At 39.8% G+C, this 20022-nt stretch carries 19 protein-coding genes; 2 read left to right on the top strand and 17 right to left on the bottom strand.

The window, feature by feature from the left end; genetic code table 11:
• Positions 1-6 precede the first annotated feature (6 nt).
• From AC1DM9_RS22620 to AC1DM9_RS22605, 4 genes are read right to left on the bottom strand one after another with little or no spacing between them, the layout of a single operon-like run.
• A complete protein-coding gene (locus tag AC1DM9_RS22620) occupies positions 7-1164 on the bottom strand; it encodes a polysaccharide pyruvyl transferase family protein (RefSeq protein WP_477511044.1) in 1158 nt (385 codons plus the stop codon).
• On the bottom strand, positions 1161-2213 hold the full coding sequence (locus AC1DM9_RS22615; protein ID WP_477582352.1) for a glycosyltransferase: 1053 nt from the start codon (positions 2211-2213) through the stop codon (positions 1161-1163). The genes AC1DM9_RS22620 and AC1DM9_RS22615 overlap by 4 nt, the downstream gene beginning before the upstream one ends.
• Complete coding sequence (locus tag AC1DM9_RS22610; RefSeq protein WP_477511046.1) at positions 2210-3430, bottom strand: glycosyltransferase; 1221 nt, start codon at positions 3428-3430, stop codon at positions 2210-2212. Before AC1DM9_RS22610 ends, AC1DM9_RS22615 begins: the two co-directional genes overlap by 4 nt.
• Positions 3431-3459: 29 nt before the next feature.
• On the bottom strand, positions 3460-4650 hold the full coding sequence (locus tag AC1DM9_RS22605; RefSeq protein WP_477582350.1) for a nucleotidyltransferase domain-containing protein: 1191 nt from the start codon (positions 4648-4650) through the stop codon (positions 3460-3462).
• Positions 4651-4858: 208 nt separating this feature from the next.
• On the opposite strand from AC1DM9_RS22605, the gene AC1DM9_RS22600 reads away from it, so the two are divergent.
• Entirely contained in the window at positions 4859-5515 is a 657-nt protein-coding gene (locus AC1DM9_RS22600) for an acetyltransferase (RefSeq protein ID WP_477511048.1), read from the top strand.
• Between the two features lie 8 nt (positions 5516-5523).
• Here the strand turns inward: AC1DM9_RS22600 and AC1DM9_RS22595 are convergent, their stop codons facing one another.
• The 13 genes from AC1DM9_RS22595 to AC1DM9_RS22535 all read right to left on the bottom strand — a co-directional run bounded on the left by AC1DM9_RS22595 (position 5524) and on the right by AC1DM9_RS22535 (position 18564).
• Entirely contained in the window at positions 5524-6660 is a 1137-nt protein-coding gene (locus AC1DM9_RS22595; RefSeq protein ID WP_477582533.1) for an aminotransferase class I/II-fold pyridoxal phosphate-dependent enzyme, read from the bottom strand.
• A 119-nt stretch (positions 6661-6779) separates the two neighbouring features.
• On the bottom strand, positions 6780-7388 hold the full coding sequence (locus AC1DM9_RS22590) for a sugar transferase (protein WP_477511049.1): 609 nt from the start codon (positions 7386-7388) through the stop codon (positions 6780-6782).
• 35 nt (positions 7389-7423) lie between these two features.
• On the bottom strand, positions 7424-8164 hold the full coding sequence (locus AC1DM9_RS22585; RefSeq protein WP_477511050.1) for a glycosyltransferase family 32 protein: 741 nt from the start codon (positions 8162-8164) through the stop codon (positions 7424-7426).
• An 11-nt stretch (positions 8165-8175) separates the two neighbouring features.
• Positions 8176-9249 carry an EpsG family protein gene (locus AC1DM9_RS22580; RefSeq protein WP_477582346.1) on the bottom strand — a complete coding sequence of 358 codons (1074 nt, stop codon included), beginning with the start codon at positions 9247-9249 and terminating at the stop codon, positions 8176-8178.
• A 38-nt stretch (positions 9250-9287) separates the two neighbouring features.
• A complete protein-coding gene (locus AC1DM9_RS22575; RefSeq protein ID WP_477509337.1) occupies positions 9288-10199 on the bottom strand; it encodes a glycosyltransferase family 2 protein in 912 nt (303 codons plus the stop codon).
• 16 nt (positions 10200-10215) lie between these two features.
• Complete coding sequence (locus AC1DM9_RS22570; RefSeq protein ID WP_477582344.1) at positions 10216-11253, bottom strand: glycosyltransferase family 1 protein; 1038 nt, start codon at positions 11251-11253, stop codon at positions 10216-10218.
• Positions 11228-12415, bottom strand: coding sequence for a glycosyltransferase (locus tag AC1DM9_RS22565; protein WP_477509339.1), 1188 nt, complete (start codon positions 12413-12415; stop codon positions 11228-11230). Before AC1DM9_RS22565 ends, AC1DM9_RS22570 begins: the two co-directional genes overlap by 26 nt.
• The gene (locus tag AC1DM9_RS22560) at positions 12378-13544 is read right to left on the bottom strand and encodes a glycosyltransferase family 4 protein (protein ID WP_430057627.1); all 1167 of its coding nucleotides are present in this window, start codon (positions 13542-13544) and stop codon (positions 12378-12380) included. Before AC1DM9_RS22560 ends, AC1DM9_RS22565 begins: the two co-directional genes overlap by 38 nt.
• Before the next feature lie 23 nt (positions 13545-13567).
• Positions 13568-14449 (bottom strand): UTP--glucose-1-phosphate uridylyltransferase GalU, encoded by an 882-nt coding sequence (gene galU, locus AC1DM9_RS22555; protein WP_076267867.1) that lies wholly within the window; start codon positions 14447-14449, stop codon positions 13568-13570.
• Between the two features lie 25 nt (positions 14450-14474).
• Entirely contained in the window at positions 14475-16301 is a 1827-nt protein-coding gene (locus AC1DM9_RS22550; protein ID WP_339207721.1) for a polysaccharide biosynthesis protein, read from the bottom strand.
• A 353-nt stretch (positions 16302-16654) separates the two neighbouring features.
• Positions 16655-17311, bottom strand: coding sequence for a CpsD/CapB family tyrosine-protein kinase (locus AC1DM9_RS22545; RefSeq protein ID WP_477509340.1), 657 nt, complete (start codon positions 17309-17311; stop codon positions 16655-16657).
• Positions 17301-18053 carry a YveK family protein gene (locus AC1DM9_RS22540; RefSeq protein ID WP_477582340.1) on the bottom strand — a complete coding sequence of 251 codons (753 nt, stop codon included), beginning with the start codon at positions 18051-18053 and terminating at the stop codon, positions 17301-17303. The genes AC1DM9_RS22545 and AC1DM9_RS22540 overlap by 11 nt, the downstream gene beginning before the upstream one ends.
• A 100-nt stretch (positions 18054-18153) precedes the next feature.
• Entirely contained in the window at positions 18154-18564 is a 411-nt protein-coding gene (locus tag AC1DM9_RS22535; protein WP_076267870.1) for a helix-turn-helix domain-containing protein, read from the bottom strand.
• A 270-nt stretch (positions 18565-18834) separates the two neighbouring features.
• On the opposite strand from AC1DM9_RS22535, the gene AC1DM9_RS22530 reads away from it, so the two are divergent.
• A complete protein-coding gene (locus AC1DM9_RS22530) occupies positions 18835-19656 on the top strand; it encodes a phosphotransferase enzyme family protein (RefSeq protein ID WP_477582338.1) in 822 nt (273 codons plus the stop codon).
• Positions 19657-20022 lie beyond the last annotated feature (366 nt).

Here is a 20022-nt window from a genome sequence, read left to right as displayed (position 1 = left end):
CCCACCTCATGTTAGACCACATAAATAATCCACCGCTTTATAAGACATTTTCTGAATGTTTGGAATTACCTGCTTGAGCTTCTGTATCAGCTCTGCCTCTTCTTGGACCATTTCATCGAATTTCTCAATTAATAGGACACTATTTGATAATTCTTCGATACCAAGTACCAGCTTTTCTTCGCCAAAAATATCTCTTGCTATTCCTTTGGACTTCACACTGTATCCAAGTACCATCGTCGGAACGTAGTTGGAGTAAGCAGCAATAGTAGCATGTGTACGTGCACCAACAAAAAATCTCATTCTAGCGATATAACCTTTATATTGAATCGCTGTTAAATGATCCGGCAAAAGAATAATTCTACCTGTATGCTTGTAAGTTTCATAATAGCCTTTTAACACCTCATAATCATTGTTCCCATTTATAATAACGTGCGGAGTTAAGGCAATCGTCATATCCGTTTTACTCAATATATGCCGTATCAGCTCGTCGATCGCAGCCTGCGATTGTTTATTCCGTTTCCATACCAACGGACTAAAATTAATTCCAACTGTGTTTCCTTCCTGCCACCCTTTTGGCAAATCCAACTCTTCTTTTTCCATAGTGAATGCAGGATCTGCACAAAGCTTTACGTTCTTAAGGCCTTTACCGATAAGCATATTGTAGGTCAATGACTCACGAGATAAGATTAGATCAAAGAGCTTTAAATCCTCCAGCTTTCTTTCCGACATATCTTCTTCTCCGATCGAACATCCCCACAATACAAGTTTTTTCCCTTGTTGTTTTACTCTCCTGTCAATTTCATACCATCCTGGCTGCTCTCCATAGCAATAATTGTCTCCGCCTATAGACATGCAAACATCCATATTTTCAATATTTTTTATAATATTGTTATGGATTTTCCCGAGCGCATAAGATTCATCCTGATAAAGTTTTACCTTTAGTGAAGATAGGAACCAATCATACGAGTATTTTTTTATTTCAAGTTTAGAACCATCATAAATACCATCCAACTTGGCTATAATTTGATCGGTTTCCGGATTATTAGATGCTAGATACACCTTAGCGTCCTTTATCCTCTCCTTTAAAATAGCTGTTGAAGATCGTACGATAGCTTCACATCCTCGATTAAGACTGCCATCATGAGCAAACATCATTATCTTCATATTGTTATCCCCCTTACTTTTCTATTTCGGTATCTGCTGTACGCCGTTATCAAATAAATGCCTAGCAATGACTTTTGATCAATAAGATACAATAATGCTTTTTGATATTTCCCTAATTCTTCGCTCATTTCTTTGGAGTAGATCGGCAAAGCTTCCCTGACATCATGGTGCAATATCATTCTTTTAACATAATGTGTCTTGTCTTTAAATAGCATATTCGCCGAGGGTTCAAGATAAATATGTATGTAGGCCAATACGCTATGGATTAGTTTAATGGCTTTAAATTGTTGAATATTTACTTCACTAATTAAATTCGAATAACATAAAGGAAGCTCAGATTTATATACCTCAATAGCACGCTGAAAATAATCCTTTTTGGATACATTTCTAGTTGCACTCTCTTTTGTCTCACGATAATGGTATCCGGTGTAATCAATATATTTCAGTTTCTTTGCATGACTAAAGAAAAAAATATTAAACATTCCGTCCTCTCCAAGAGCAACGTTGGCAGGGAAAACAATTTCATGCTCCTGAATGAGAAATTTTCGATAAATTTTGTTGCATGCTGTATTTAATTGATCACTCTTCAAGAAGAAGGGTAATATTTGTTTTTGAATCTCGCCCTCGGTTAGGACAACTTCACTAGGGAAAGGATACCTCGTAATAATATAATGACCATCAAGCTCACTTTCATAGTTTGAAATTACAACATCACAATCCCCTGATACTGCTGCTGCATAGAGAATCTGATACATTTCCGGCTCAACATCATCGTCTGCATCAACAAAACCAACATACTCCCCTACTGCAGCAGCTAGCCCTTCATTCCTAGCAATGCTGACACCCTTATTATCCTGATTAATAAGAATAATCTGTCGATTATGTTTCTGATACTCTTCAATGATTTCCTTGCTATTATCCGTAGAGCCATCATTTACAAAAATAAGCTCATAATCTTGTATAGTCTGGTTTAAAAGAGACTCCATGCAGCGTTTAATATAAGGCTCAGCATTATAGACTGGAATGATCACACTTAGCTTTATACTCACCTCGCGATACTCCTCTCTTTCGGTTGAAACAAGCTATAAAGCTTATCAAGCTCATGACGATTTCCATAGTCGACTTCTGCACATTTCTTTGACAAGCGCTCCCTGAGCTCTTGATCTCGATAAAGTCTTAGTATTCCATTCGCAATCCCATCGACGGATAATTCGGAAATAACTCCATCAACCTCATGGCTTACTTGGCTGTTTGCAGTAGCGTAATTCGTTATGATGATTGGTTTTCCCAATATCTTTGCTTCCGTAACTGTGACTGCTTTCCCTTCGTATCTGGAAGGCTGAACATATATGTCGCAAGCTTCGATAAAAGGATATGGATTTATTTGCTTACCTAGCAGAATAAAACGATCTTCCAGTTTATATTCCGCTATCAAGTTTTGAATAATCACTTCATCTCCGCCGTAGCCAACAATATACCAAACAATATCATCATATCCTTGGTCGGTAAGAAGCTTGAAGGCTTTAACTGCATTATCAATTCCTTTGGCGTGAGACAATCTGCCTACTGTGAGAAGCTTAAATCGTTTATCCGAAATCATTGGATTACTTGGCAGTCTCTCTAATGCCATGCTTCTGATGAATTCAGGCGACATGATATTCTCGATAACTATCGTTTTATTTTTTAAAGTAGGGTACTTCTCTAAAAATGAATCTCTGCACGCATCGGAAACTGCGATAATGTGGTCAAATTTATTCCACATTTTCAAATCCATATTGCTTATGGTATGGACAGTAGAAAAATCAGTATGTATCCATGCAAATTTTCTGTTGGCTTTAACTTTTTCTGCTACAAAATAGTGCGGCCATAAATAGCTAATCGCTATATCATATTCAGGTGTCAGCTTAGGAAGAAACGGCAGGGCATACTTCCACATTAGCTGTTGCTGAATATATCCCGATTCGGGTATTCCCTTTAAACTTCCAATTATGCGCGCATGAATTTTTGATAGGAGGCGAGCAATTCCTAAATGCAGCTGTTTCGATTTCAATAGGCTTCCAATACCTTTTCGGAAAGAAGCATATTGCGGAATCTCTTCAAGAAGATTTGCTCTATCATTTAGAAGCGACATAAAATCTCCTTTATGCCGATACAGCATCAACTCGACATTAAAATAGTCATATTGAAACTCATCCAGCATACCGGCAAGGCTTCGTTCTACCCCCCCAACCTCCATATCATAGGAAGCAATTAGCACGTTTTTCATCGTTATCCCCTAACTTAAAAAATCACATTTTATACGTTGTAGATTTTTTTTTTGGTTTTCCTCCATATCCACAAAAAAGGACGAAGAGGAAAGTACAAGAAATGAAGTTTCTTAGGAAGAGGTAACGTCTCGACGTCTTCCGGATAAGGAAATAGAAAACTTGCAATAAACTGTATTTTTTGCGGAATTGTCAGTAAGGCAAAAAGATATCGTTCATGATAGCTTCTAATTTCTTCTGGAATCGGCGGGGAATGTAGATTAACCAGCCGATTAATATAAAACATAGCATCCTCCGCGAGCCAATATGCCTTCCTTCCTGCAAGAAGCGGCTTCATTTCATCGCGAAGAGGAGAAGATAATAAACGTGCTGCGAGTAATATCGCCTGCCCACCAATATGGGAATAGTTATGCTTGGAAAGCAGCCGGTTCAACTTTGGCCAATCAAGCTTCTGATTAACTAGCTGTTTAATATCCAGCAGCCAGCGAAGTCTAGACCAACCATGACGTGCACCATGAGAAACAAGAAACATAAATAGGTCTTCTCTTCCTAAATAATAAATCGGACGGCTAATTAAAGCGCTTTTTCGCTTACGGCTCCATAGATCATTAAAACTTGGCTCCTTAGAAGGAGCTGGGTTCAATCTCCAGTGCAATTCTACCTTTATACCTTTTTCGGGATGCACGAAAGTAGTATGATGATGTCTCCATTTCCAATCATTTAGCACCGAAACAATATATTCATCCTTCTCATACCCAAGGAACACCAGAAGTGCTTCCGCCTGATCAAGTTCTTTGAGGGGTATAAGGAGATCGAGGTCACAAGAGGTACGCAGCGATACGTCTCCATATAAATCCGCAGCAATAACCGGCCCCTTTAAAAACAGCGAACGTAGGCCACGTTCAGAAAATTCCTTTGCGAGTTGTTCCATCTCTCCACTGAGCGTAAGCATCTGCAAGGTATTCCGATAATAGTCACGCTGAAACATTTGGGTAACAAACACCGGGATTTCTGCTGATTTCAGTTGCTGAAGCTTGCGATTGATAGTTGGAAACACCCGATGATGCCTAACAAGCTCGATAAACCGGTCCCAATCCGCATTTTGCAGCAGCTCCTGATAATCGAAGGACTGATCCGCTTCATCGTCTGACGAAAGAAAAGCGAGCATTAATCGTAATTCGTCAGACAGTTCTTCATTATGGAGAGTAACGTTGTTATTCATGAATATCTCCTTCTAACTGATTAGCCAATAACGAACAATAACTTAAATATTGTTCTATAAAACGAACATAGATACAGATTATCACCTAGCCTAATATCTGTCAATAAACATTCCATACATTCACTATTCTTTTAGAAAATAACGACTTAATCTGCTAGAATGGAAGAGTTAAATGTTTGGACTTAACAAATAGGGAGGTTGAAAGCTCGTGCAAAATATTATCGTGTATGGTGCTGGCGGTCATGCAAAAGCCGTAATCGATACAATTGAGAGAGAAGGTCTGTATCAAATTGTTGGCTTACTGGATGGATTCAAGCCAGTTGGTTCAATTGTTTACGGTTATGAAGTTTTAGGAGATGAAAACTGGCTAGCAGCAAACCTTGATATCATAAGCTGTGGTTTCGTTGCTATTGGAGATAGTTGGCTGCGTTCTACTATTGCAAAAAACATCTCACATATTCATCCTCAATTTAAATTTATTAAAGCTATTCACCCGGCTGCCTCTATTGCAAGAGGCGTTAAGATTGGAGATGGAACAATCGTTATGGCTGGCTGCGTTGTTAATAGCGATACAACAATAGGAGAACATTGCGTATTATATTCTCAATCGTCGGTAGACCATGATTCAACTCTCGGCAACTGCGTGACCTTAGCCCCTAAAGCAGGTACTGGTGGAAATGTAAACATTGGCGATTACTCCGTCATTTCTTTAGGTGCAAATATTGTGCATAGTATTACGATCGGTGAGCATACCGTTATTGGAGCCGGGTCGACCGTATTAACCGATATCCCCTCCTATAAGGTCGCATACGGAACGCCTGCCAAATCGATCCGATCAAGAGAAACTGGTGAACGTTATCTTTAATTATTTGTTTAAGCCGATTGAATGCTCTTTTCCTCCGCTCTATCGAAAACATCATTCATGCAATCAATTACTCTTACTTGATCAATTAGTGTCATGCTCGAACCGGAGGGCAAACAAATACCACGCATAAATAACTGTTCACAAATAGATTCATCGCCTGCGTGAGCATAAAATCGGCAGTTTTCAAACAGCGGTTGCAAATGCAGAGGTTTCCATAGCGGACGCGCTTCTATATTAGCTGCTGTAAGTGCATACAGAAGCTCAGAAATTGTCGTGTTTGTCTCCATTTCATCCAGTACTAAAGTAGTAAGCCAGCGATTGGATTTGGTATTCATTAATTCAGGCATAAAGCTGATGCCGCTACGGTCCGAGAATGCACCCAAATAGTTCTCGAATACCGTTCTTCTCGCTGCTACTCGATCATCCAGTACCTCTAATTGAGCTCTGCCTACACCTGCCAATAAATTACTCATTCGATAGTTAAAACCCATGCTGCTATGTTGATAATGTGCGGCAGTATCCCTTGCTTGCGTAGCTAGAAAACGAGCCTTTTTTAAAAGCTCCACATCGTCTGATACGAGCATGCCGCCGCCCGATGTCGTTATAATTTTATTTCCATTAAATGAATAGATGCCAAACTTTCCAAAGGAGCCGCTTTGCTTGCCTTTATATGTGGAGCCTAGCGATTCCGCAGCGTCCTCAATTAGAGGAACTTCATACTGTTCACATAATGAAATAATCTCATCCATCTTTGATACTTGACCGTATAAGTGAACAACAATAACTGCTTTCGGCAGCTTACCTTTACGATTTGCATCTTTAAATGCATATTCCAACGCTACTGGTGACATGTTCCAAGTATCTGGCTCAGAATCAATGAATATGGGCTCAGCTCCGCAATAACGAATCGGATTAGCACTTGCGACAAACGTGAAACTTGAACAAAATACAAAGTCTCCTGCACCTACTCCAAGTAGTTGTAATGATAGATGTATTGCCGCCGTGCCTGAACTCACTGCTACCGCGTCTGCAGTACCTGCGTAAGCTGCTATCTGCTTCTCAAAAGCATCAATATTGGGGCCAAGTGGAGCAATCCAATTCGACTCAAATGCATCGTCGATATAACTTTTCTCCTTACCACTCATATGAGGAGGGGATAAATAAATCTTTTTCAATTCATTCGCTGACACGTTGCCACACATCCTTTTTTAGTATTTCAAAATAAAAAACCACCTCTCGAGTGTATAAAGCTTGAGAAATGGTTTTATCCTTCACTATTTGTTGTCGTTCCTTGAAAAACAGGCATGGTCACATAATTACCATTTGATACACCTTCAGATTTAATAACCTTCTTAACTGTAAGCAGCAGTATCTTTAAGTCTAATTTTAAACTTTGGTTTTCCACATACCACACATCATACTCAAATCTCTCTTCCCACGAGACCGCATTTCTACCATGAATTTGAGCCCAGCCTGTAATTCCAGGCCTGACAAGATGGCGCTTAGCTTGCTTTTCGTTATATAGAGGCAAGTACTCCATAAGCAGCGGACGCGGCCCAATCAAGCTCAAATCTCCTTTGATTACATTAATAAGCTGCAGAAGCTCGTCAAGACTAAACTTGCGCATAAAAACCCCAAAAGCCGTCAGCCTTAAATGATCAGGCAACAGCTGGCCTAAACTGTCTTTCTCCGATGTCATTGTTCGAAATTTATATACTAAAAAAGGAACGCCATGCAGACCTGGACGCTGCTGCTTGAATAAAATTGGTGAACCAAGCTTAAATCGTACCAACACCGCAGTTATAGCAATAATAGGCGATAAAGCAATTAATAAAAGACAAGAAATAATTAAATCAAACAATCGTTTTGGCATATGTATGGACTCCTGTATTTCATTCTAAATACTCGTTACCGCGATGATAGCAGCTGTCTCATTTTTGAAATCATTTTTGGGCCAACAAATCGGCTCACAATTCTTTTAACTTCTCCTCTCATACGAACATGAGCAGGAAGCCATGATTGTGCAAAGTGATGGATGGTATGACTGTCATTTGTTATGTAATTCCCACCGTTAATATAATCATACGGGCTAAAGTATGTACGCGGATAAAAGGTAACGCCGTTGCTCAACACCTGATACTCACCATTTAACTTCAAATCATGCTTTCTGCAAATTTCAGAAATGACTGCTGTATTGGTAGTCAAATCTAACGAACCATCTGGAAGCAAAAAGCTTCGACTATCGTAATTTTTCAGCAACTCATGAATCCAAATATGTCCTTTCTCAGCACCCATCGTACCGGATTGTAGAAATTTCTCATCTTCGAATCCAGAGAAGGCCTCGTGATACAGAAAAGTATTTAAGGGTTTTATAACTTCCACATCCGTATCCAAGTAAATGCCGCCGTACTTATGAAGAGCATACAGGCGAACATAGTCACTTACAAAAGCATATTTTTTTGCCTCGTAAGCTTCCTTTACATATCGATTAGTAGAAATATCAAAATTGTCTTCATTCCATTCCATCACTTGATAATCAGCTAAATGTTTCTGCCAGCTTCTCATGCACTTTACAATCTTCTTTGGTTTCTCTCCTCGCCCGAACCAGCAATAATGGACAATTCGTGGTATCTTAATTCTTTCGTTCATTTAATTCCCTCCTAAAGCGGCCATTTCAAATAGTCACTTTTGTAAACCAAATCCAGCGCAATAACACATTCATAAAAATAAAATAAAAAATAAAAAACTAAAATAACAATATATATAAGCTTTTGATCCTTCTCACGAAAAACTTTAATTAACCAAGGAATTAGAATGAGCTGATATAAATTAAAATAAATCGCCAATCTTGCAAAAAGCCAGTTTTGGGTAGAAATAATCATTAAAACAACGCCAACTAGTGAGATATTAACCAAAATATCTGATTTAGGAAATAAGTATTTTAATTTTTCTCTTCCAAAAAAAGCGATAACAAGTGGAATAATCCATACGATTGCTCTAAGTACATTAGCTCCACCCTCTTTGAAACTATCATAATGACCATACTGGGTATCTTTAATCGCCGAAAATAATAGCTCAGAGAAAGCATTAAAGCCTACAACGATAAGAACAGCTACAGATAAAAGCAAGAAGGTTGTTTTTGTCCATGCTTTTCTACGCACAATAAAATACATCGGGATCATTATTAGAGCACTTTGATGAAAGAAAGAGGCGAATATTACAATCGAAATATAAGGCTTCCATTTGCCTTCTAGTAAATATTTAGTTGCAGCAAAAACGATAGCAGCTGCAAAGAACTGCCTTATTCCGTTCATAGAAATTGTAAACGTACCTGTCGTTATATATAGATATACGCTTAACTCAAATAATCTCGTATATTTATACAAGACGATTACTATCAGTACGTTTGTTAGCACTCCGGTCGTTAAAACAAGAATTTGCGGATCATCCGATATTTGCTTTAGCAGCATTTGGAATATATTAAAACCTTTGTCTTGGCTTCGGACAACAGTGTTCCAACTAAAATCACCTATTGAATAGCTATGCATATAAAGAAATGTATCACCAATGTTTATCCGCAAACCCGATACCGTAGCAAGTGCAAGTGCTGCTATTACAGCTAAAAATTTATTTGGTTTAATTAGAGCAGGGGCTAGCCCTGCTTGAACCGAAAAATATCTAGCTGTAAGAGCAACTGTGAATACAATAACCAGGGTGAACCACAGTATCGTCATATTATTTAATCCCTCCTTTACAATCATTTTCGCACTTGCTAACCGTGACTTTTCTTAACAGCAACCGTTGTTTTACTCGTATTCTGAATATAAATGTAAAGTAACACCCCTAACGGAATTGCTAACATTGTAATTCCTTTACGAGGTGACTCTTTAAGAAAGTTTTTATTTCGAATAATGATACTGCTGGAAACATAATGAATTGCCTCGCGAATTCTCTCTTTCAAGGATGGAGCATATAACATAGCAACCTTTCGGAAGAATGAGAACCCATGTGGATTTTTCTTATACTGATTAATGATATTTAAGCTAGATCCGTCTTGCATATATTCAACTACACACAGTACCTCATTCATGATTAGTAATTGATAATCCTGATCGATCAAAATGTATTTGTATGATAAGGGACAATATTTCTCACCTGCGAATAAAGGGTATGGCGGATATTTTTTCATAATATCAGTACGATATACCAGCTTTTTATCACCTTTTACTGAATGCAAAGCATATAAGTCGCTAAGAGTTGATTGTTTCACATGTTCAGGAAGCCTAGTACCAATTATCTCGTTATCCTGAGAGACGTCTAAGCCTACTATACCCGCGTATTGTTTGCTGCCAGATGTCTTCCAAAATTCAGTTATTTTCTCCACAGCATCATCTGCTAAATAATCATCCGAATCTATACAAACATTAAGCTCTGTTTCAATACGTTCATAAGCAGCATTGTGTGCGCCATGCATGCCTTGGTTATTCTGATAATGATATTGAATCGGTATTTGATTATCCTGAACCCAACTCTCGATTAGTTCCTTCGTATTATCCGTAGATCCATCATCAACAATGAGCCATATAAAATCTTTGCAGCTTTGACGTTTCAGACTCTCATAACAAAGATGCAGTGTATATGCCCGGTTATAGGTAGGTGTAAAAACAGTCAACATCGGTTTCAATACACTATCCCCCCTCTTACCTTAAAACAGCCATGGGCATCTGATTCATATAATAGTCAGATAACCATTTTGCCATAGTAGAAGTATCGTATCCTTTTTCTCTCAGAGAGTCCGATGTGTCCACATGCCCAGGGGAAGTATTAATAATTTGCTCAGCCCAATAATCTGCAGTTTGCTTTAAGCTAATAAATTGAAGCCTGCCTGTTACATCTGTCTCCGTAGTAATCGTATCTGAGATAATACTTTGTATCCCTGAAGCTTGTGCTTCTACTAGAACAACGGGCAATCCTTCAAATAAAGAAGGGAACAAAAAGATATCCATTCCCTGCAAGAGATTGGAGATATCCTTTCGTACACCGAGTATTTTCACACAATTTGTTAAACCTAATTTCTCTATTTTTTTCTCAATCGCATTTCTCAAATGACCCTCACCAACTAATACCAACATTGAATTAGGTTTTTTGTCATGAACAGCTTTAAAGACATCTATCAAAAAATCATGGTTTTTTTGTTCAGTGAACCTTCCAATATGACCAATAACTAATCGATCTCCCGCCGAGAGCTCCTCTCTTATTTCATCACGAATAGTTTGATTAAATGAAAACTGGCTTACATCAACAGCGTTATTTAATACAACTACTTTACCGGAATCAGCTATTTTTTTTCCGAAAAGCCATTTACCTGCTTTTTGTGAGCATGCAAAGTAGCTGCTAGGATTATCCTTCATCGTTAGTCTTGCATACAGACGGAATGGCAGCTTAATATCTATACCTAGATCACTTAAATGACTATGAGTGATTCGACAAGGAACTCCCGCCTTTTTTGCTGCTTTTAGAATAAAACTACTATTCTCATTAATATGAGCATGAACGACCTTATAGTAAGGATGATCTATAAAGAATTGATCAAGGCTTTTAAAGTATTGAGAATAATTTCCCGGCCTAATCTGAGGCATTCGGTAAATTTTACCACCTAATGCTAGGATCTCTTGATCGTAGTGTCCTTCAGCTTGTCGATGAACGATAAAGTCAAACTGAATTTTGCTTCGATCCATCTGACGGTAATAGTTTATTAGCATCGTTTCTAAACCGCCACGATTCATGATCATTACCACTTGCAAGATTCTTACTGGTTGCAACTTTAGCCCTCCCCACATTTTTTATACGCATCCAATTCACAGCCGTAAGCATCAAATAAATACCTAAAGAAAACTTATTTTTTGCACATAAAAAAAACACCCTCCACACTAAAGGGCAATACGCTTCATCAAATTGCATGAAAGAGTTTCTTATCCGATTCCCATTCAACATCATTTGCAAAGCTTTTACCTTTGTAAGCATCGAGGATGATTTTTTATTACTCATGATGTTAAGACCAAGTCCTATTACATTCATACAAATCCGATTGTGAAAAGCTATTTTATATTCAATCTGAAGCTGCTTTGCCTCTATAAAAGACTCAATTGAACAGTAGAGCTTTTCGAACTTCTCAGCGAGCATCGGGTTATAAGTGGATGTAATTGAAGTAGTATTTGCCCGCCAATAATGATAAAAAGGACGATTCAGAAACAAAAAAGATTCAGCATTATAAAAGACATGAATGTTGAAGAGTGTATCCTCATTACTGCCTATGATGCTGAGATCTTTAAATTTCACCTTATTGTCTTTCAGCAATGATGTACGATAAAGTTTTGACCATACCGTCCCCCAAGCATCCAGATATTCGGGATTCGCTACCTCTTCCTTTAATGGACCAACAAGCCGCCTTAGCATAGTCGTTTGTACCTCATCCATAAGATACAATTGCTTGTCAGGCATGTTGAAGCGCTTTTCCTTCGAATGTGTCCCAAACTCCCGAATATACGTACACATCACAATATCAACGTTTTGTTCCACAGCGCACTCGTACATTTCTTCATACATTTTTAAATTCACCCAATCATCTGGATCAACGAATCCGATGTACTCCCCATTTGCTGCCAGCACACCATCGTTTCGTGCAGCGGACACACCTTCATTTTCTTTATTAATAACAATGATTCGTGAATCCCGTTCCGTATATTCCTGAAGAATGCTTAAGCTGGAATCCGTAGATCCATCGTTTACTGCAATAATCTCTATGTCAGATAAGCTTTGCTCTAGCAAGCTATTCAAGCATCTATCCAAATACAGCTCCATATTAAATATAGGCACGATGATACTGACTTTGGGATTCATTTTGTTCCCCCAACATAAAGGACTTGTATATTTCATTAAGCTCTAGCTTCACCTGAAGCAAACCATATTTCTGTACCATTTGAAGGCTAAACGCCCCCATCCGCTGCCTCAGCTCCAGCGATTCACTCAGCTTCCTTAACCGGTCAGCAAATAATTCCATATCGGTTGGCTCCAGCACGAATCCATTCTCGCCATCTATAACGAGCTCTGAATGGCCTCTATTCCGCGTGGCAACAATGGGCAGCCCGCAGGCCATGGCCTCCATTAAATTGACGGGCAATCCCTCACGCAGGCTGGATGCTACTGCGACGTCGCACATGGGCAGCAGCCGGTCGATATCTGTCCGATAGCCAAGAAAATGGACCATCGATCCAACTCCTAATCGCTCTGCCAGAGCCTGACTTTCCTCAAGCAAAGGCCCTTTACCAGCCAGCAGCAGCCGGCCATGCGGTACCGCCTCTTTAATAGCGGCCAACGCGTGAATGAGCAGTTGATGGTTTTTGTTTCGGTTAAATTCAGCAGCATAAAACATAAGGAAGTCGTCCGTGCGATAATCGAGTTCCTGACGCAATCGCCATTTATCAAGCTTTTGCAAAGGCTTAAAATGTGTTGTATTTACGCCAACACCATGAACATGAGCGATCCGCTTTGCTTTAAATTTTTTGGTGACAGCGAGCTGATAGTCCTCTGTATTGATTGTAATTAAACAGTCCGTCATGCTGGATAGTCTCTTCTCAATTGGATAATAAAGCATCCAGTTCAGGAGCGAGCCACCTTTGCAGAAATGAAAACCATGCGCGGTATAAATAACTTTTGTTCCTTGTTTTCTCGCCGGCTGTGCCGCGAGTCTTGCTAACACGCCGCCCATTGGCGTATGGCAATGAATGATATTATAATCCTGCTGCTGAATAATTGCCTTCAGCTCTCGGTATGCTTTGACATTGTTGGAATGGAACGGTGAGCGCTCAATGGAAATATTAAACTTCCGGTCAACAAAAGGGAGCTCCAGCTCGCCCTTTGCGGCGATATGGACCTCCCACCCTTGCTGCTTAAACCATTCGAGAACAGGCATATGAAATGCCTTGAAATGATAATCAACCGTTGCGCAAAATAAAATTTTATTTGGCATGCTTCTACCATCCTATACTAGAATTATTTTCTAGCAGATTCTCTTTCAACCATTTGCGATAAATAGTTTAATAGCTCATAACGCAAATCCTCACGCTGAAGAGCAAATTCAATCGTCGTCTGGATAAAGCCCATTTTCTCACCCACATCATGACGCTTGCCTTCGAATTCATAAGCGTATACGGCTTCCATTAAGTTTAAAGCAGCAATCGCATCGGTCAGTTGTATTTCTCCGCCCGCTCCAGGCGATTGATTTCCGAGAATGTCGAAGATCGCCGGGTTCAAAATATACCTGCCCATAATCGCCATATTCGATGGCGCCAGCTCCTTGGATGGCTTCTCGACCAAATGTCTAACCCGGTGGAAGGATTCTTCCATAAGAGTGCCATCTACAATTCCGTAGCGAGATACGGCTTCATCCGCCACACGCTGCACGCCGATAATCGAAGTATGATACTCATCATATTTTTCGATCATCTGCTTGATACAAGGCTTCTCCGCTGAGATAATATCATCCCCAAGCAGTACGGCAAACGGCTCATCGCCAATAAATTTGCGAGCGCACCATATGGCGTGCCCAAGCCCCTTCGGCTCCTTTTGGCGGATATAATGAATATCTACCATATCCGCTGATTTGCGCACTTCACTTAATAAATCGTATTTATGTTTGGCAGTCAAAATTTGCTCCAGCTCAAGTGAGTTATCAAAATGATCCTCGATTGCCCGTTTTCCTTTACCCGTTACAATAATAATGTCCTCGATGCCTGATTCAATCGCTTCTTCCACAATATATTGAATAGTTGGCTTATCGACGATTGGCAGCATTTCTTTTGGCATCGCTTTTGTTGCTGGGAGAAACCTTGTACCCAGACCAGCAGCTGGTATTATCGCTTTTCTAACCTTCATAACTTTTATGCAACTCCTTCTTTTTTTAACCTGTTACAGATGCAAATCCAGGAAGCTCTACGACATTATTCGCTAGATCCAGCAGCCTTGTACGCAATTCTGCTTTGCTCATTCCCCCGTGCAGGGCAATAATTTCTTCAATATGTTCAAAATAAATCTCGGATGATTTGCCTATGTAGATTTTTGGATAAACCTGCTTTTCATTGATTTCATCATCCTTAAGCATTTCTTCGAATAGCTTCTCGCCTGGGCGAATTCCTGTGTACTCAATGCCGATTTCCTCGACCGAGTAGCCCGACATCCGGATGACATTTTGTGCAAGATCGGTAATGTTAACCGGATCACCCATATCGAGGACAAAGATTTCACCGCCTCTGGCAAGTGCACCAGCTTGAATGACTAACCTTGAAGCTTCAGGAATGGTCATAAAATAGCGAACCATGTCCGGATGTGTAACCGTTACGGGTCCCCCCTTCTCTATTTGCTTCTTGAACAGCGGAATAACGCTGCCGCGGCTGCCCAAAACATTGCCGAATCTTACCGCTACAAATTTGGTATTGCTGAACCGGTCCATATGCTGAATGACCATCTCTGCAATCCTTTTTGTCGCGCCCATAACGCTGGTTGGATTAACCGCCTTATCGGTCGATACCATGACAAACGTATCCACGCGAGCTTGGCTGGCTGCTCTTGCCGCATTCAAGGTTCCCATTACGTTATTTTTGAACGCTTCCTCTGGATTTCTCTCCATCAGTGGAACATGCTTATGTGCTGCTGCATGATAAACGACCTGCGGACGATGAGCTTGCATAACGGCCAGCATTTTATTTGCGTCTTGCATATCGGCGATTTCTGTCACAAATTCTATTTTTGTATGTCCGTAAAGCTCTTTCAGCTCCATCTCAATGGAGTAGATGCTGTTCTCTCCATGTCCAAGCAAAATAAGCTTCTCCGGTAAAAACCTCGAAACCTGCCTGCACACCTCAGATCCAATCGAGCCCCCAGCGCCTGTTACCATAACGACCTTCTGAGTGACGTAACCTGAAATACTCTCAATATCGAGCTCTACAGGCTCACGCCCTAATAAATCCTCAACCTGAACATCACGAAATTGACTAACCGACACTCTGCCGGTAGCCAAATCCTCAAGCATAGGAATGATTTGTGTTTTTGCTTTCGTTTTAGCGCATTCGCTAAAAATCGTGTTGAGCTGTTTTTTGCTCAGTGAGGGTATCGCAATAACGATATTGTTAATCTCATAATCAAGCGCTACCTTCGCAATGCTTTCAACTCCGCCCAACACCGGAATGCCCATAATATCTAGATTATGTTTGTTTACATCGTCATCTATGAACGCAGTTGGCAATAGCTCCATATCATTGTTGCTAAGGAGCTGACGGGCAAGCATCGTACCCGCAGAGCCAGCACCAACAATTAACGTGCTTTTACGCAATCCAGCATTTTTCTGGTAGCTGCCACGGAAAATTCTCCAGCATAACCTCGATCCTCCGATTAACAGCATATGAATCATCCAGGTCACGGCCAGCAGCCTGAAAAACACATCCTGCATCACAATTTGCTGAATAATCGCTGCTGCAAAGATCGAGAAGGAAACGGCCTTTGTAATAATCAATAGCTCCCCTACACTCGCATATTCCCATGCCTTCTTATACAAATTGTAGTAGAAGGAAAAGAAATGATGGCTTAATAGCAAAGTAATTGAACTAATTACAATGGGTGCAGTCACCACATCAAGTGAAGCACTTAGCAACAACCTGCTAAAAAAAATGGCGGTAAAAACGATAATGGAGTCGATTAAAATCAATAAAGACAATCTTTGTCGATACGTCAAAGAACATTCACCCTTTCTTCAGATATAGAAAAACAAACGAAATTATTGGCTTAAAAAAATCAAGTTTCATATCTCTGCTACACTCTTAGAGTGTTTAACTAAAAGGCTTTATACCAAACCATTTAGTTAAAGACTCTAAAATAGAGTCCAGGGGCATCGAACCCCGCCTCACACCACACTCTTGACGACTCGCGTCTAAGGTTTTTTTGCAACCCACAGTATGGCCGAGTGCCTCCATTGATAACGGTGAGGAGACATTACCGAATGAAATTGCCTTTACAAACACTTAATGTGCTTTATAAAGAACAATAGTCCGTAAAAAAAGCGCTATCCGATTGATATCATCAAACGCTCTACTTATTTAGTATGACACCCAATATATTAGCTTTTGCAAACAACAATGCACGTTTCGCTTCCAGTGCAAGCTCCTGCTGTGTTTTCCCATGTTTTAAAAGCAAGAGTACGCCGTCACATTTACTTACCAGCGCATTCGTATCCGGAACGCCAAGAACCGGCGGGCAATCCAGCAGGACCATGTCATAATGCTCATCTGCAAATGCCATTACATCTACCATGAGCTGTGAATCGAGCAGTTCTGTCGAATTATAGAGGCGCTGCCCGCTTGGCAAAATATCGAGTCCTTCGACCTCCGTATTATAAATCGCTTCACGAATTTCGAGCTGCTGCCCTAAAACATTCGACAAGCCTGGCGAGGTTTGCACATTAAAGATTTTGTTTATGATTGGATTGCGAAAATTTGCGTCGATGATCAGCACTCTATCGCCACGTTGTGCCATACAGACTGCTAAGTTGACTGCCGCTGTCGATTTCCCTTCACCCTCTGAGGGCGAAGTAACCAGTAAAGAACGCACCTTGCCGCCGCTCGCTGCATAATGAATATTGTTTCGAATGGTTCGATATTGCTCCGAAACGATGCCATGCGGATTAATATAAGCGAGTAAGCTTTTGTTTACATAAGACTTTGACACCTTTTGCCGTTCACGAACCAATCGTCTCACCTCTTACAGAAATGCTTTTTTGTTTTTTAAAACGACTGCTAGCATAATCTTTTCGTTTAATTTTATTAACTTGACCAAGCATCGTTAGGCCGAGCAGCTCTTCCACTTCTCGTTCTGATTTGATAGAATCATCGAGTGAATCTAGCAGGAATACTAACCCTACGCTCAAAATCATGCCCAGCAAGAAGGCAATGTACACGATACGATTGCTTTTTTCATTAATTGGGAAAGGATTTTCTTCTGCCTTCGTCAACAATCTGATGCTCGTAATTCCAAGCACTTCCGATGCTACTTGCCTGTAGGTTTCCACTGCTGTATTTGCGATCTCAGCTGCAAGCCTTGGATCGGTATTCATAACAGAAACTACGGTAACAAGCGAGGCATCTACACTGTCTACTCTAATTTGGCTTCGTAATGCTGCTGCCGAAAGATTAAGACCGAGCTTTTCAATTACCTGATCCAAAACGATTGGCTCTCTGAACAATACCCTCACTGTGCCCATCATATCCGAGGAAGCAGCCACGATCATCCGCGTGTTTGATACATACATTGGCGTTTCAGGCTTTGAATTAAAGAAGCCTGCAGCGACTGTAAAGAGAATAGTAATGACCATGACTATCCACAGACGTTTTTTTACCGTGAGAAATAATGCTTTGAGATTTATTTCTTTAATCTTCACTCTGTCTTGATCATGATGCAATGCTTGTGAATCCTCCAGCCGTTTACCTTCCATTTGCACACCTGCTTACTATGTTTGTTATAAAGAACAATAACACAATATTAGTTCTTTATATAGAACATGTCAATACACTTTCCCGACTTTTTATTCCATGTCAGTTATCGATATGAAGAATAATAATATTTGATGATTTCTTTTTGTCAGCAGAGTAGACATTCGTCTCCGTTCTGCTTTCCTTCCACATATTTGAACGGATCAAGTCTTTTAGTGCTTGGAAATCACCCTTGCTCATACCTTCATCAACCGCATTTTTAATAATGACTCGCCATTCCTCATCCAACGTTTCATCCATATGAATCTTTGGTAAATGCTCTTCTCCGAGTAAATATTCAATGTTAGAGTCTAGTGGAGCTGCTATTTTTGCCATTACCTGAAGAGATGGGTTATTCTGCATATTGCGTTCAATGTAGCTCAAGTAGGACTTGGATACGCCCGCTAGGTCAGCAAGCTTCGTGATCGAGTAGCCCTTTTTTTCCCGTAGACTTTTAATCCGTTCCCCTATCATAATATTCTCCTTCGGCCAGATTAGATCTAAACGTAAAGCTGAACAAAAACAACACAAACTAACACTTTATAACAGACAATATGTATATTTTAGTTCTTTAATAAGAACAGGTCAATAGCATTCCATTTTTTTATATGCAAAGAAGCAGCAAAGATGTACAATTTTTGCAAAAGCAGAAGTTGTAAATATTTATTGAAAGGGAGATTATTTATGATATATTCGCTTAAATCGATAGACTGGATAGCGAAAAATGACCTTATCGATCATCTATTGCAACAAGAAGATAACTTAGCCATTTCTACAATGGATCAAGGTTTTGAAGCTGAGGTGGTAAAGGTCACTTTGGAGCAAACAAGCTATGTATTAAAAATATGGAACAAGGACTCCAGACCTGATGTTAGTTTCCAGTTTCATTTATTGAATGCACTCTTTGACCGTGGATTATCCGTGTCGAAGCCTATTGGCTGGGGGATGAACGCTAATGGCGAAAAGGTATTGTTCACATCGTTTGACGGAGCAGCCGTTAAGAAAGTAAATAAAAAGAAAATGTCCGATCTTGCGCTCCTACTAGCAAGTATCCATCAAACTCCAGTGGAAGAGCTCTTACATGTACAGCTTCCAAAGTATGACTTCATCGACTACTTTTATTCTGCCATAAAAGAACATCCCGATTTATTGCTCGCATTAACACATTTTTTGAGCATGACAGAGATGAATCAAGAACAAATGATACACGGTGATTTTCATTTAGCAAATATACTCGAAAATAATGGAAAGTATACCGTCATTGATTGGACCAATGGTCAGTTAGGTGACATAAGGTATGATTTTGCATGGTCGTTCGTTTTAAAGAGCATTTATGTGTCTGAACAGAATGCTTCTGCATTTCGTACTGCTTATCTAAAAACAAATCCAATTTCACAAAATGACGTTCAGCTTTTTGAAGCGATCGCATGCCTCAGATGGATATTGTACAGTAGGCATAAAAAAGTGCCAAAGGGGACAAATACCCGTGATACAATAATAAGCTTAATCACTAACAACACTTACTTGAAAGAGCTAGATTTATACGATTTTTCAAAAAAGATATAAAATTTAGTTGCACAAGCCTTCACAAAACACGCAAAACAAGGCTGAACAAGACGAAGCCATGTTCAACCTTTTTTGCTGCCCTTCTTGACTCGCACTTCCTACTGTACATGCACAAACTTTTTTATTTCATGTACTATTTATTCCTTCCTCGTTCATCCAACTATAATTACCCATTTTTATGAACGTCAATAAAAAAAGATCTCCTCACTACGGTGAAGTGCACCCCTTAGAATAGACATTGGAAAAACCCCTAGGTTATTCCGATGAAATTCTAGGGGGTGTATTTTTGTGGCGGTTAAAGGGCAAAAGTTTAAGCATTATGAAGATACAACGAAAGTGGAGGCAATCCGCTTACATGTTGATTGA

The organism is Paenibacillus sp. 01T431, assembly GCF_056398625.1.
The sequence above is the reverse complement of the archived record's forward strand: the minus strand, read 5'-3'. Positions and strand labels throughout refer to the sequence as shown.